Below are 14,219 nucleotides of genomic sequence, written 5' to 3' on the forward strand. Positions count from 1 at the left end.
GCAGCGCAAAGTGCTGTATCAAGTCCAGTTCAGTTAAAAACCCTAATTCAAAATCTAGGGAGCGAGACGCTCCCACTCCAGTAATATCAAGGACTGGGAGGAGTGCGGGCATCTTGCCCGCTTCCTAACCCATTCACTGGACTTGATATGATTCTCCCCTGTTGGGCTAAAATCCCGTATTTAGGGGCAAATACCATAGTCAGAATAAAGAAGATCGTCAACAGCACCACGATCGCCCCCCCTGTGGAGATATCGAGATGATAGCTGAGATAGGTTCCCAGGATGCAGGATAGCACACTACTGGTAATGGAGAGGGCCATCATGCGATCGAAGCGATCGGTGAGTAAATAGGCTGTTGATCCCGGAGTCACAAGCATGGCAATCACCAGAATAATCCCCGCCGTTTGCAAAGCGGTAACAATGGTTAACGCCAAAACCGACAACAACGTATAATACATCAATTGAATATTTAACCCGATCGCCTTCGCATGGTTGGGATCGAAACAGAACAACAACAAATCCTTGCGTCGCAACCCAATCACCAATAGGGTAATTATGCCCGCAATTAAAGTTTGGATAATATCACTATCAGAAATCCCCAACACATTGCCAAACAGAATATGAAACAAATCCACATTACTGGGAATTTTGGTAATCAACACCAAACCAAAGGCAAAAAAACCGGTAAAAATCACCCCAATTACGGCATCTTCTTTTAACCGCGTTTTCGATTGTACATATCCTATCGCTACCGTTGCCCCAAATCCAAACAAGAACGCTCCTATGGCAAAGGGAATATTGAAAGCATAGGCAACCACTACCCCAGGAACCACCGCATGGGAAACCGCATCCCCCATCAGTGACCAGCCTTTGAGGGTAATATAACAGGAGAGAACAGCACAGACTAAACCGACAAAGGCACTCACCCATAATGCTCGGACTAAAAACCCATATTCTAGGGGTTCAATCAGCCAATTCCAAATGGGTAGAGTGGTGATTAGATCCGTAGGGTGGGCAATGCCCACCCTACCAATTAGGTTAATTAAAGGATTCAAGAATCAGCCTCCAAATTGGGGGACAGGGAGCGTAAACTATTGACGGGTAAACCCCCAAACGTCATGGCTAGGTTTTCTTGGGTAAAGGTTTCTGCTGTGGTTCCAGATGCGAGAATGGTTTGATTGATTAAAATGGTGCGATCGCAAAATGTAGAAATCGAAGCCAAATCATGGGTAGACACCAGAATCGTGTGTCCCTCATCCCGCAACTGGAGCAGCAAATCGATGATCCGCTTCTGGGTTTTCACATCTACCCCCGTAAAGGGTTCATCTAATAAAATTACTTTACCTTCTTGAGCCAGCGATCGCGCCAAAAATGCCCGTTTCTTTTGTCCCCCCGAAAGCTCCCCAATTTGCCGATTCCGAAATTCAATCATTCCCACCCGCTCCAAACTTTCCATCACCAACCGCCGATCTTTCGCCCTGGGAATGCGGAACAGATTCATATAGCCATAGCGCCCCATCATCACCACATCAAAAACGCTGACCGGAAAATTCCAATCCACCTCATCCGACTGGGGTACATACGCCATTAACTGCCGCTTTTGAGCCATTTCTATACCCATACCACCCACCCGAATTTGTCCTTCCTTCGGCGGCAAAAAGCCCATAATCGATTTAAATAAAGTTGATTTTCCACCCCCATTGGGCCCCACTAATGCCGTAATCGTTCCCGGTTTAACACGACAAGTCGCATTATAAATGGCCAGCCGAGCATTACTATAAGTCACACTCAAATTATTAACGGTTATATCAAGCGATTCAGTAAAAGATGGCATGGTTTTCTCCAATTTATTGATTTGATTTATGGAATTTTTCGATCCCCCTAAATCCCCCTTAAAAAGGGGGACTTTCTTCATTTCCCCCCTTAAAAAGGGGGACTTTCTTCATTTCCCCCCTTAAAAAGGGTGGGCTAGGGGGGATCTTCTCCAGCAAAAACCTCTATAACAATCCCTCCGTAATCAGTTGCACATCATATTCCAACAACTCTAAAAATGTCGGCACAGGGCCATCTGCACTAGACAGAGAATCAACATAAAGATTGCCACCAAATTTCGCTCCCGTGGTTTGCGCTACTTGTTTTTGTCCCTTATCATTCACCGTCGTTTCACAAAAAATAACGGGGATTTGCTTACTTTTGACTCGATCGATTACCCCTTTCACTTGTTTAGGCGTAAACTGTTGCTCCGAATTGATCGGCCAAATATAAATTTCATTCATCCCATAATCCCGTGCCAGATAAGAAAAGGCTCCTTCACAAGTCACTAAATAACGCTTATTTTCCGGAACTTTTGCGATCGCTTCGAGCAATTTTTGGTCAATGGCTTTGAGTTTTTCGCTATAGGCTGCTGCATTGGCATTATAAGTATCTGCATTTTCTGGATCGAGATTCACAAACGCTTGGCGGATATTTTCCACATAAATCAGGGCATTTTGGGGAGACATCCAAGCATGGGGATTCGGTTTGTCGGTGTAGGGGCCTTCCGCAATGGGGATGGGTTCAATGCCTTCAGTTAAGAGGACAGAGGGCACGTTATTGAGGTTGCCTAAAAATTGCTCGAACCAGCGCTCTAAATTCATGCCATTGTAAAGAATTAGGTCAGCATCCTGGGCTTTAGTCAGGTCACTGGGGGTGGGTTCATAACCGTGGATTTCTGCACCAATGCGGGTAATAGACTCGACGGTTAGTTTGTCTCCGGCGATGTTTTGGGCAATGTCGGCAAGAACGGTAAAGGTAGTGAGGACTTTCTTTTTATTTTGTGCTTCTCCAGGGAGAGTGGTTGGGTTGTCAGGGGTTGGGTTGAGGGAGGTATTGCTGTCTGCACCCGCACAGCTTGTTAAGCCTAGGGTGAGGATGAGGCCAGCGGCCATGAGAGTTTGTGGATAGGAGAAAGGCATGGAGAAATCAGTCCGGTTGATTTCATAATTGTTTCATCTTTCATATTTATATCATAATTTGCTGTGTGTTTAAAAAATTTGCCCTCTCCCTAAATCCCTCTCCCTTGGGAGAGGGACTTACCGCAATTTTCGCTGCTATGGGGTACATCTAGATCCCCCTGAATCCCCCTTACAGCAGTTTTCGCTGTTATGTGGGACATCTTGATCCCCCTAAATCCCCCTTAAAAAGGGGGACTTTCCTATTCCCCCCTTTTTAAGGGGGGCAAGGGGGGATCTTTTTTGCTGTACCTCATTACCCCGCAAAACGCTGTAAAACCCCCTTCTCCTGTGGGAGAAGGGGGCAGGGGGATAAGGGCAACAGGGCTACTCTATTACCCAAATTAACCTTTGAGCTTGCGGCGCAAGAGGCCACCCCCAATACCACCAACAAGGGTTAAACCGGTGACACCAGCGAGGATATAGCGATTGGCAATCCGGTTAGGGTTGTGGGTATGGTAGGGTTGGCCGTCAAGATAGCTCACTTTTTCAGGTTCAATTCCTTGGTCATTAACAGGAACGATGAGATTATCCCAATGACCGCCTTCCCCAATTTCTACAGACCACTCACCGGGAATGGAGGAATCGGGTTGAAAGACAAATTGACCGTTTGCATCGGTTTTGGTTTCTAGCCAGGGTTTGGTGGGGTCATTGGGAGCATAAACGACCACGGGCGCACCTTCAAAGGCTTCACCGGTGCTAAACATGGATTGGATTTCCAGGCGATCGGACATGGCTTGATAATCGGTTTCTACGGCATGGGCGAGGGCAACTTTGGGCAAGCTGACGACGCTCAGTAGCAGAGCAGATAGGGTAAGGAAGGATTTCATGACTCTCCTGTTAATTCTGGCAGTTTTAGTCAATATTAAAACCAAATCCTGCAATTGGGCAGGTTCTCCGGAGACTTTCCCTACTCGCTGTAAAGCAAGTCCGGTTAAAGGGGTTTGAGCTGGCTAAAAGCGATCGCACTCAAGAAAAATGCTAGTTGTACGATGACTATACTGGGGCCGGAGGGTAGGTTAAAGAGGGCAGAGAGGACAATGCCACAGAACGCACCGATCGCCCCAATCAGCCCAGATGCGATCGCATAGCTGATGAAGTTGTGGCTCAGTAAGCGAGCGGAACAGGCGGGAATAACGATAAACGCGCTCACTAATAAAACTCCTATCGCCTTGATGGCAACTCCGACGACTAAGGAGAGCAGCACCACAAAGGCGGTGCGGTGAGTCTCGACTGATACGCCACGGGCGATCGCCATTGGTTCATGGAGCGTGACCATCATCTGGGTTCGCAAGGTTAAGCCAATAAAACCAATACAAACCAATAATAAGACCGTGCTAACCATTAGATCGAAAGGTTGCAGGGCTAAAATATCGCCAAAGAGTAAGTTATTAATGCCCCCTTTATACTCACCAATCAGGCTGAGGGTAATAATAGCAATCGCCAAAGAGGAGGAATACACAATATTGAGAACCGCATCTGTCCAGAGTTGGGTACGCTCTAGAAAAGCGTTGACCACCAGGGCAAAAATTACGGCAAAGGGCAGGATAACCCATGAAGGATTTAATCCCAATAATAATCCTAAACTTAATCCCAAGAGGGCTGAGTGTCCCAGGGCATCACTAAAAAATGAGAGTTGCCGCAAAATGGTAAAACTGCCCAACAATCCCCCCATGATGCCCATTAATATGCCTCCCATCAGTGCCCGTTGCATAAAGGCAAATTGGAAGAGTTCTATCGCCCGTGAAATTTCAGTTTGCATGAATTAACGATGAATAGAGCAGGATTTTATCGTAAACATTGCCAAGTTTGAGAGGCGATCGCCCAATCTTCTTCTGTATGAATCACATAAACGCGCACCGCAGAATCTGCTGTAGCAATATCAGTATCCATCCCAGAAGCCGCATTTTTCTCTGGGTCTAAGTGTAAACCCAAAAACTCAAAGCCTTCACAGGCTCTTTGGCGCACTGCTACTGAATTTTCGCCTACTCCAGCCGTAAACACCAGCACATCTAAACCGCCTAAACTGGCTAACATTTCACCCATGGCACTTCGGAGACGATGGATATAGAGATCGAAGGCCAATTTTGCCCGTTCATTTTTTTCATTCACTGCTTGTAGAATGGTTCTCAGATCCGCAGACAGTCCGGAAACCCCCTTAAAGCCTGATTCCTTATTCAGCATCCGGTCGAGACTATCCACATCAAAGCCATGGGAGCGCATCAAATAGAAGATAATCGCTGGATCGATCGAACCGCTCCGGGTTCCCATCATCAGGCCCTCTAGAGGCGTAAATCCCATGGTGGTATTGATGCTAATGCCATCTTTAACCGCCGCTAAGGAACAGCCATTACCCAAATGACAGGTAATCATCTTCAGGGACTCTAAAGGTTTTCCCATTAACTCGGCAGTGCGTAGGGCACAATAGCGGTGACTGGTTCCATGGAACCCATAACGCCTGACCCCTTGGTTAAACCATTCGTAGGGAATGGGATAGATGGCTGCTTCTAGGGGCATCTGGCTATGAAAAGCGGTGTCAAATACTGCTACTTGGGGGACATCCGGTAAGACCGTTTCAACCGCTTGTATTCCCTGCAAATTGGCTGGATTGTGGGAGGGTGCAAGGGGGATTAATTTCTCGATGGTGGTCTTGACTTCTGGGGTAATGGGAGTGGCTTCGGAGTATTGAGTTCCCCCATGTACCACCCGATGGCCGACCGCGTTAATCTCGGAGAGACTACTTAGAACTTGGGTATCTCCGCTTACTAGGGTTTGCAGGAGTTGAGCGATCGCCGCTTCTTTGGCATCACTGGCTAGGTGCATTTCCTCCTTGATACCCTTGGCTTTGACTTTCATCACCCCATAGTCGTTGGATACTGTCCAGTCGATGGTGGCTTCCCAGAGGGGATGGGGGGGATGGGCTGGGAGACTATCGCCAGTAATGTCGTATAAACAGCTTTTTTGGGAACTTGAACCCGCGTTTAAGACTAGGATTTTCATCAGCTTGGGTGATTCAGGGGACAAATGGTTTGGGTTTGGATAGCGGTAATGGTGACCGTATTGATGATATCGGTAACGGTACAGCCGCGACTGAGGTCATTAACGGGTTTCCGCAAGCCTTGCAGAACGGGGCCAATGGCGATCGCCCCGGTTTCCCGTTGGACGGCTTTATAGGTGTTGTTGCCCGTATTTAAATCGGGGAAGACTAATACGGTTGCTTGTCCCGCGACTTCCGAATCGGGCATTTTCTGAGCGCCCACTTCTGGATCGACGGCCGCATCATATTGAATGGGGCCTTCTATTTTCAAATCGGGGCGTTTTTCTTGGGCTAAATGGGTGGCTTTTCGCACTTTTTCCACTTCTTCCCCTTTACCCGATTCTCCCGAAGAATAGGAGAGGAGGGCAACTCTGGGTTCAATGCCAAATCGTTTGGCCGTATCGGCAGAAGAGAGGGCGATTTCTGCTAATTGTTCGGCGGTGGGATTGGGATTAACGGCACAATCTCCATAGACTAATACCCGGTCTTCTAAACACATTAAGAAGACGGAGGAGACGATGGAACAATCGGGTTGAGTTTTGATGATTTGTAGGGCGGGGCGGATGGTATGTTGGGTGGTGTGGACGGCTCCAGAAACCATGCCATCGGCATCTCCACTGTAAACCATGAGTGTGCCAAAGTAGGACACATCCATGGTTAGGTCTTTGGCCATATCGAGGCTGAGGTTTTTATGCTTGCGGCATTCATAGAGGGTTTCGGCGTAGCGATCGAAGTTTTCACTAATGGCCGGGTTGATAATTTGGACTTGGTTTAAATCCAGGCGAATATTATGTTTTTTCAGGGTTTGTTCAATGCTGGAAAGACTGCCTAAGAGGGTGATTTCGACTAATTCTTGGGATAAGAGGGATGCTGTAGCATTGAGGATGCGGGGATCGTTACCTTCGGGAAGGACAATATGGCGTTTTTGGGCTTTGGCTTGTTGAACCAAGTTGTAGGTAAACATTTTCGGGGTCATTCCCTTGGTTTTTACCCCTTGAATGCGTGCTTCTAGTTGTTGTAAGTTGACGTAGTTATCGAAGGTTTCAATGCCTAGATTAATTTTTTTGCGATCGCCGCAGGTGAGGGGAACATGCAAGTCATGAATGGCGGAAGCGGTGGTATAGGTGTCGGTTTCTACGGACAAAATTGGCGGGGGATCGGGCAATCCGTCCAGAAGTTTGGCGATCGCTCGGTGGGGTTTGATGCCACAGGAGAGGACTAAACCGGCTAAATTGGGGTAATTGATGGACTGATCTGCCTGCACAATCCCCATAATTACATCGGCGCGATCGCCCGGAGTCACCGCTAAATTGCCCTCTTTCAAGCGCTCGATCGCATGTTGCACTTGCATCGCTGCTACCACATAATTGGTGGCTAAAGTATTCAGCCGTTTGTGTCCATATAAGACTTGGGCATTGAGTTGTTCGACTACATCTCGCATTCGGGGACTACTGAGGCGATGATCGTAGGGAATCACCGAAACTAAGCTCTCCGGCAGATCCAAAGCTTCGACTAACCTTGCTTTGAGGCTATCCACTCGATCGGGTTGGGCTAAATTGAGAACGACCCCTACTACATCACACTCTTTTTCTCGATACACATCTAGGGGCAATTGTACGGAATTAATCGCTTCTTCTGGAGTGCGATCGCTCGCTTTGCCCACAATTAACACCGGACAGCCTAAATTTTTGACAATTTCCACATTCAGATCGAACTCAAAAGCCGCCTCTTGACCCTTAAAATCCGACCCTTCACAGACTACAAAATCAACTTTTTTCTCTAATTCTTTATAGCGCTCAATAATCCGATCGAGCAGATCGTCTAAATGGTGGTGACTGAGTAGATCGGTCGCTTCTTGGAGATATAACCCAAAGGAATCCTCTGGGGACTGCTTGAGATGAAAATGAGTCAGAATGAGGTTGATATCATCATCAATATCCCCAAATTCAGGCTTGCGAATGATCGGGCGAAAAAAGCCAATATTACTGGTTTTTCGGGATAGACACTCGATCGCGCCCAGAGAAATCAGTGCTTTTCCACTGGCAACTTCTGTGGTGCTAATATATAAAGAATTGGCCATGATTGGTGAACCTTAAGCATTGACAAACATTGAAGCTGAGTTTAGGTTAGATTGACAGAACTCTTCCCGTCCCGATCGCCTCCAGCACCCTAACTCGCCCAGTAGACCCTAAACGACTGTTCTGGCGATCGCCTGTTGTCTCTGACACCCGTAGGCGCTTTTTCCCCCTTAATTAGCATTCCTCTTTTCCATCCCTAAGAAAATATAAAATTTTGCTCAATCATGGATGTTCAGAATTGACCCGATGATTACTCACACCTCTATTCAACTCTAGCAAACTTTTCGCCGATTTAATATTAATATGATATTAAATTCCTTTTAAGATGTTCATTCAGCCCATCAATCAAAAGAAAAGGTTAAGAAATATGCCTTTTGTTATTTTGACAATCCTACCCTTGAGAGAGTTTAATAGGCCAGGAGTAAAGGGCGATCGCCTCTCACTCAACCCAGAAAAGTAAAATCAATCAATCGCTTTGCAGTTTTTGTATCTAGGGAGTCAATATGGTCACCGTACCCGAAAAACTCAATATCAATGAAACGCCCCTATCTCCCGATGAACTCGACAAAATCCATGCCTACTGGCGAGCCTGTAACTATCTAGCCGTCGGCATGATTTATCTCAGGGATAACCCCTTACTCAAAGAATCCCTGAGATCCGAACAGATCAAATATCGGCTTCTGGGTCACTGGGGAGCCTCTCCAGCCCTGAGTTTCAGCTATATTCACCTCAATCGGCTGATCAACAAATACGACCTCAACGCCATTTACCTAGCCGGGCCCGGCCATGGCGCTCCTGGAGTCCTCGGCCCCGTTTACCTCGAAGGAACCTACTCCGAAGTCTATCCCGACAAAAGCGAAGACGAAGAAGGGATGCAAAAATTCTTCAAGCAATTCTCCTTCCCCGGTCATATCGGTAGCCACTGCACCCCAGAAACCCCCGGCTCCATCCATGAAGGGGGAGAACTCGGTTATAGTGTCTCCCACGCCTATGGAACCGTTTACGATAACCCCGATCTGATCGCTGCGGTGGTCGTTGGCGATGGAGAAGCCGAAACCGGCCCCCTAGCCACTGCTTGGCACTCCAACAAATTCCTTAACCCCATTCGGGATGGGGCCGTACTGCCCATTCTCAACCTAAATGGCTACAAAATTGCCAACCCGACACTCCTCTCCCGTATCAGTGCAGAGGAACTTGAGAGCCTATTTATCGGCTATGGCTATACCCCCTATGTGGTAGAAGGGGATGACCCGGCCATCATGCACCAAAAGATGGCGGGAACGATGGAAGCTTGCATTAATCAAATTCGGGCCATCCAACAAGAAGCACGCAGCACCGGAGAAGCCAAACGCCCGCGCTGGCCAATGATTATTCTGCGGACTCCCAAGGGCTGGACAGGGCCAAAAACCGTCGATGGTCACAAAGTGGAAGGCTTTTGGCGAGCGCACCAAGTGCCCATGGGGGGAATGCACAGCAACCCCGACCATGTGCGCTTGTTGGAAGAGTGGATGAAGAGCTATAAGCCGGAAGAACTCTTTGATCAGAAGGGTACACTCATACCCGAATTAAAAGCACTGGCTCCCAAAGGTAATCGCCGCATGAGCGCTAACCCCAACGCCAATGGCGGTATTCTCCGCAAAGACCTGAAAATGCCCGACTTCCGCAACTTCGCCGTCGAAATTCCCAAACCCGGCACGGTGGAAGTCGAAAACACCAAATATTTAGGTTACCTCCTGCGGGAAATCATGCGCGAAAACCCCACCAGTTTCCGTCTCTTTGGCCCCGACGAAACGGCCTCTAACCGCCTCCATCCGGTCTATGAAGTGAGCAAAAAAGCCTGGATGGCCGACTTTCTTCCTGAAGACCTCGATGGTAGCGAACTCTCCCCCGACGGTCGAGTCATGGAAATCCTCAGCGAACATACCTTGCAAGGGTGGCTCGAAGGCTATCTTTTAACCGGTCGTCATGGCCTATTCCATACCTACGAAGCCTTCGCCCATGTGGTAGACTCCATGTTTAACCAACATGCCAAATGGTTAGATATCTGTAAAAATGAAGTCTCTTGGCGGGCCCCTGTCTCCTCCCTCAACATCCTGCTGTCGTCCCTGGTTTGGCGACAAGACCACAATGGCTTTAGTCACCAAGACCCCGGCTATGTAGACCTGGTAACCAACAAAAGTCCGGATGTCGTCCGGGTTTACTTCCCCCCTGATGCCAACTGCTTACTGTCGGTTTCTGACCACTGTTTACGCAGCACCGACTATGTAAATGTGATCGTTTCAGACAAACAAATGCACCTGCAATATCTGAATATGCAGGATGCGATTAAACATTGCACGAAAGGGATTGGAATTTGGGAATGGGCCAGTAATGATGACTGTGGCAAAGACCCGGATATGCCGGATGTGATTATGGCTTGCTGTGGCGATATTCCGACGATGGAATCCTTGGCAGCAACGGCGATTTTGCGCGATGAATTCCCCGATCTCAAAGTCCGGTTTGTTAATGTGGTGGATTTGTTTAAACTGATGTCAGAGGGAGAACATCCCCATGGTTTGAGCGATCGCGATTTTAATAGTCTGTTCACGGTCGATAAACCCATCATCTTCAACTTCCATGGTTATCCTTGGTTAATCCATAAACTCGTTTATCGTCGCGCTAATCAAGAGCGGATTCATGTGCGCGGCTATAAGGAAAAAGGCAACATCAATACTCCCCTAGAATTAGCGATTAACAACCAAGTCGATCGCTTTAACTTGGTGATTGATGTGATTGACCGCGTGCCTAAACTCGGCTCTGCTGCTGCCTATGTCAAGGAACGGATGAAAAATGCCATTATCGAAAACCTGCAATATGCCCGCGAACAAGGCATAGATAAGGAAGAGATTGTTAACTGGAAATGGCCCTATTAATTGCCTAACTCAGTAGGGGTGATATCAAGTTCGCTTATTCATGTCCGCGAAGCGGAAATACTCTAATTAAAAATCCAGGGAGCAAGATGCTCCCACTCCAGTCATATCAAAGAATTCGAGGAGTTCGGGCCTCTTGCCCGCTTCTTAACAACTGAAGCGGACTTGATATGATATCAAGGTCGCTTATTCATGTCCGCGAAGCGGAAATACCCTCATTAAAAATCCAGGGAGCAAGATGCTCCCACTCCAGTCAGATCAAAGAATTCGAGGAGTGCAGGCATCTTGCCCGCTTCTTAACAAATTTTCATGTCCGCTTGCGGAAACCGGACTTGATATGAGCCGTCTGAAATTCTCCTCTAGGGAGTGATGGAAGTCAGAGCGGGTCTTCTCAAGGGATGGGTATGATATGGTCAGTCCCTAGGGCAATCCATTATGTCCACTAAACAACCTCTTCCTCTTCCCTTCAAAGACCGTTCTACCTTATCTTTGCGATTTCTATTGGTAGTTCCCTTCGTCCTGGAATTGGCTTTAGTGGTGGGATTAATTGGTTATTTGTCCTTTCGCAATGGTCAAAAATCGGTCAATCAACTCGCGACTCGTCTGAGTGGGGAAGTTACCCATCGCATTCAAGAACATCTGAAGCGCTTTGCCGATACGCCCCATTTATTCTTGAAGATGAATGAAGCGGCGATCGCCTCCCAACGCTTTGATCCCGACAACTTCGATCAAGTCATACCCTACTTTTGGCAACAAGTGCAAATTCATCCCTGGGTGCGATCGCTCTATTACGGCAACACCCAAGGCGACTTTATCATGGTCAACCGCGATCCCACTCCCCGCGTTTATCGTCGCGATCTCAATAGCGCCCCAAACCGTAATATCTATCACTTAGATGCACAAGGCAATCCCACCAATCAACTCATCCGCAGTGCCGAATACGATCCCCGTACCCGGCCCTGGTATCAAGCCGCAGTCCAAGCCAAAACAGCCACTTGGTCACCTATTTACCTCTTTTCTGCTTCTGAAGATTTGGGCATTACCCCGGTTTTACCCCTCTATGATGACCAAGGAACCCTCAAAGGAGTTTTGGGTGTAGATTATACGCTCACCCAAATTAGTCACTTTTTAGCCAGTTTAGAGATTAGCGACACCGGTGAAGCCTTTATTATGGAGCGATCGGGTAAACTGGTAGCCAGTTCTACGCCTGAATTACCCTTTATTGAGACTCCAGACGGTCGTCAACGGATTAAAGCCTCTGAAAGTCAAAATCCCTTAATTGTGCAAGCAGCCCAGCAAATTGCCGCCTTAGCCTCCCTAGAAGAACATCAAGAGCTGATGATGAAATGGGAAGGAGAGCGCTATTTTCTAGAGATGACCACCGTCAGCCATAATCTGCAACCCTCAGAAGAGTCCTTAAAAGGACTCGATTGGGTGGTGGTGGTGATTATTCCTGAAGCCGATTTTATGGCTCAAATTAATGCCAATACTCGCAGCACGATCGCCCTTTGTGCGGTTGCTTTAATCGGTGCATTAGGATTGGGTTTAGTCATCTGTCGTTCCATTTGTCGCCCCATTTTCCAACTGAGTCAAGGCGTAAAGGCGATCGCCAAGGGAGAAACAGTGCCCAAAATCTACGGAGGACGGATTGAGGAATTAGACCAACTTGCCCAAGGTTTTAATCAGATGGTTCATCAACTCAACATCTCCTTCCAAGCTTGGGAAGAAATGAACCAAAACTTAGAGCTTCAAGTCCAAGAGCGCACCAAGGCTTTAGAACAAGCTCAGGAGCATTTTCAAACCGCGTTTCGCTTAAGTCCTCATCCCCTCTTTATTAGTGCGATCGCCGATGGCTGTTTACTCGAAGTCAATGATAGCTTTTGTGAAATCCTCGGCTATTCCCTAGAAAACCTGCTTCACCATCGAGAAACCGAACGCCAATTTTGGGTCAATCCTCAAGAGCATCAGCGCTTAGTCCAAGTCATAGAAACCCAGGGAACCCTACACCATCAGCAAGTCGAACTGAAAACCGCATCTGGGGAAATTAAAACCCTTTTATTATCGGGGGCAAAAATCCAATGGGATGGACATCCTTGTGTTCTCTATGCTGCCTATGATATCAGCGATCGCCATAGAGCCATCTTAGCCTTGCGGGAACAACAGCAATATTTAAGGCTCATTTTAGATAATATTCCCCAACAAGTTTTTTGGAAAGATACCGATTGCGTCTTTTTAGGCTGCAATCGCAACTGGTCAGAAGCCGCCGGATTAGAAAGCCCAGAAACTGTAATTGGCAAAACCGACTATGACTTATTACCCGTTCATCTGGCCGACGAATTTCGCGCCAAAGACCGGGAAATTATGGCCAGTGATACCCCGCAACACCACATGATCGCCAAAAAAGTCAAACCGGGACAAGATGGCGAACCCATTTGGCTCGATATTAGTAAAATTCCCATCCATGATGCCAACGATCGAGTCATTGGCTTATTAGGCGTAATTGAAGATATTACCTTACGCAAAAACGCCGAAGATTCTCTGCGTTTAGAGCAAGCCAAATCCGAACAATTACTCTTGAATATTTTCCCCCAGACGATCGCCGACCAACTCAAACAGAATGACTTCAGCCATCAGCAAGTAGGAGTCCTTATTGCTGAACATTACCCATCTGTAACTATCTTATTTGCCGATTTAGTCGGATTTACCCCCCTATCGAGCAATCTACGGGCCCATGAATTAGTTGAACTCCTCAATCGCATCTTTTCCCAATTTGACCATCTTTGCGAAAAATATCAATTAGAGAAAATAAAAACCATTGGCGATGCTTATATGGTCGCTGGAGGACTCCCCGTAGAGCGTCCAGATCATGCCCAGGCGATCGCCGATATGGCTCTGGAAATGCAAAGCCTTATCCGTCAGTTTGAAACCCCCTTTCATCAACCCTTCCAAATTCGGATTGGCATTAATACCGGCCCCGTTGTTGCTGGAGTCATCGGCACAAGGAAATTCATTTACGATCTCTGGGGAGATGCCGTAAATGTGGCTTCCCGGATGGAGTCCCAAGGAGAACCCGGACAAATTCAGGTGACCCATCAAACTTATGAATTGTTAAGAAATAACTATCATTTTCACGAACGAGGTAAAATAGAAGTTAAGGGCAAAGGAGAAATGTTTACTTATTGGCTGTTAGGCCAATAAACTCAGA

The 14,219-nt window shown here is 47.4% G+C and carries 9 protein-coding genes; 2 read left to right on the top strand and 7 right to left on the bottom strand.

What is annotated here, in order from left to right; genetic code table 11:
- Window positions 1-86: 86 nt before the first annotated feature.
- The 7 genes from PMG71_RS07465 to pta form a co-directional block, all read right to left on the bottom strand.
- Window positions 87-998, bottom strand: coding sequence for a metal ABC transporter permease (locus tag PMG71_RS07465; protein ID WP_347179222.1), 912 nt, complete (start codon window positions 996-998; stop codon window positions 87-89).
- A gap of 53 nt (window positions 999-1,051) precedes the next feature.
- Entirely contained in the window at window positions 1,052-1,834 is a 783-nt protein-coding gene (locus PMG71_RS07470; protein WP_283753032.1) for a metal ABC transporter ATP-binding protein, read from the bottom strand.
- A 163-nt stretch (window positions 1,835-1,997) separates the two neighbouring features.
- Entirely contained in the window at window positions 1,998-2,927 is a 930-nt protein-coding gene (locus PMG71_RS07475) for a metal ABC transporter substrate-binding protein (protein WP_283753033.1), read from the bottom strand.
- Window positions 2,928-3,334: 407 nt separating this feature from the next.
- A complete protein-coding gene (locus PMG71_RS07480; protein ID WP_283753034.1) occupies window positions 3,335-3,820 on the bottom strand; it encodes a hypothetical protein in 486 nt (161 codons plus the stop codon).
- Window positions 3,821-3,924: 104 nt separating this feature from the next.
- Window positions 3,925-4,752, bottom strand: a complete 828-nt coding sequence (locus tag PMG71_RS07485) for a metal ABC transporter permease (RefSeq protein WP_283753035.1) — start codon at window positions 4,750-4,752, stop codon at window positions 3,925-3,927.
- A gap of 26 nt (window positions 4,753-4,778) precedes the next feature.
- Complete coding sequence (locus tag PMG71_RS07490) at window positions 4,779-5,990, bottom strand: acetate kinase (protein WP_283753036.1); 1,212 nt, start codon at window positions 5,988-5,990, stop codon at window positions 4,779-4,781.
- Window positions 5,990-8,107, bottom strand: coding sequence for a phosphate acetyltransferase (gene pta, locus PMG71_RS07495; RefSeq protein ID WP_283753037.1), 2,118 nt, complete (start codon window positions 8,105-8,107; stop codon window positions 5,990-5,992). Before pta ends, PMG71_RS07490 begins: the two co-directional genes overlap by 1 nt.
- Window positions 8,108-8,608: 501 nt before the next feature.
- Between pta and PMG71_RS07500 the strand changes: the two genes are divergently transcribed.
- The gene (locus PMG71_RS07500; RefSeq protein ID WP_283753038.1) at window positions 8,609-11,017 is read left to right on the top strand and encodes a phosphoketolase family protein; all 2,409 of its coding nucleotides are present in this window, start codon (window positions 8,609-8,611) and stop codon (window positions 11,015-11,017) included.
- 432 nt (window positions 11,018-11,449) lie between these two features.
- Entirely contained in the window at window positions 11,450-14,212 is a 2,763-nt protein-coding gene (locus PMG71_RS07505; protein ID WP_283753039.1) for an adenylate/guanylate cyclase domain-containing protein, read from the top strand.
- The last annotated feature ends 7 nt before the right edge of the window (window positions 14,213-14,219 follow it).

It is taken from the genome of Roseofilum acuticapitatum BLCC-M154 (assembly GCF_030068475.1).
Lineage (GTDB): Bacteria > Cyanobacteriota > Cyanobacteriia > Cyanobacteriales > Desertifilaceae > Roseofilum > Roseofilum acuticapitatum.

Bases quoted from the DNA above. Each gene is read 5' to 3' on its own strand.
- PMG71_RS07470 (WP_283753032.1), bottom strand. From the start codon at position 1,834: ATGCCATCTTTTACTGAATCGCTTGATATAACCGTTAATAATTTGAGT.
- PMG71_RS07475 (WP_283753033.1), bottom strand. From the start codon at position 2,927: ATGGCCGCTGGCCTCATCCTCACCCTAGGCTTAACAAGCTGTGCGGGT.
- PMG71_RS07480 (WP_283753034.1), bottom strand. From the start codon at position 3,820: ATGAAATCCTTCCTTACCCTATCTGCTCTGCTACTGAGCGTCGTCAGC.
- PMG71_RS07485 (WP_283753035.1), bottom strand. From the start codon at position 4,752: ATGCAAACTGAAATTTCACGGGCGATAGAACTCTTCCAATTTGCCTTT.
- PMG71_RS07490 (WP_283753036.1), bottom strand. From the start codon at position 5,990: ATGAAAATCCTAGTCTTAAACGCGGGTTCAAGTTCCCAAAAAAGCTGT.
- pta (WP_283753037.1), bottom strand. From the start codon at position 8,107: ATGGCCAATTCTTTATATATTAGCACCACAGAAGTTGCCAGTGGAAAA.
- PMG71_RS07500 (WP_283753038.1), top strand. From the start codon at position 8,609: ATGGTCACCGTACCCGAAAAACTCAATATCAATGAAACGCCCCTATCT.
- PMG71_RS07505 (WP_283753039.1), top strand. From the start codon at position 11,450: ATGTCCACTAAACAACCTCTTCCTCTTCCCTTCAAAGACCGTTCTACC.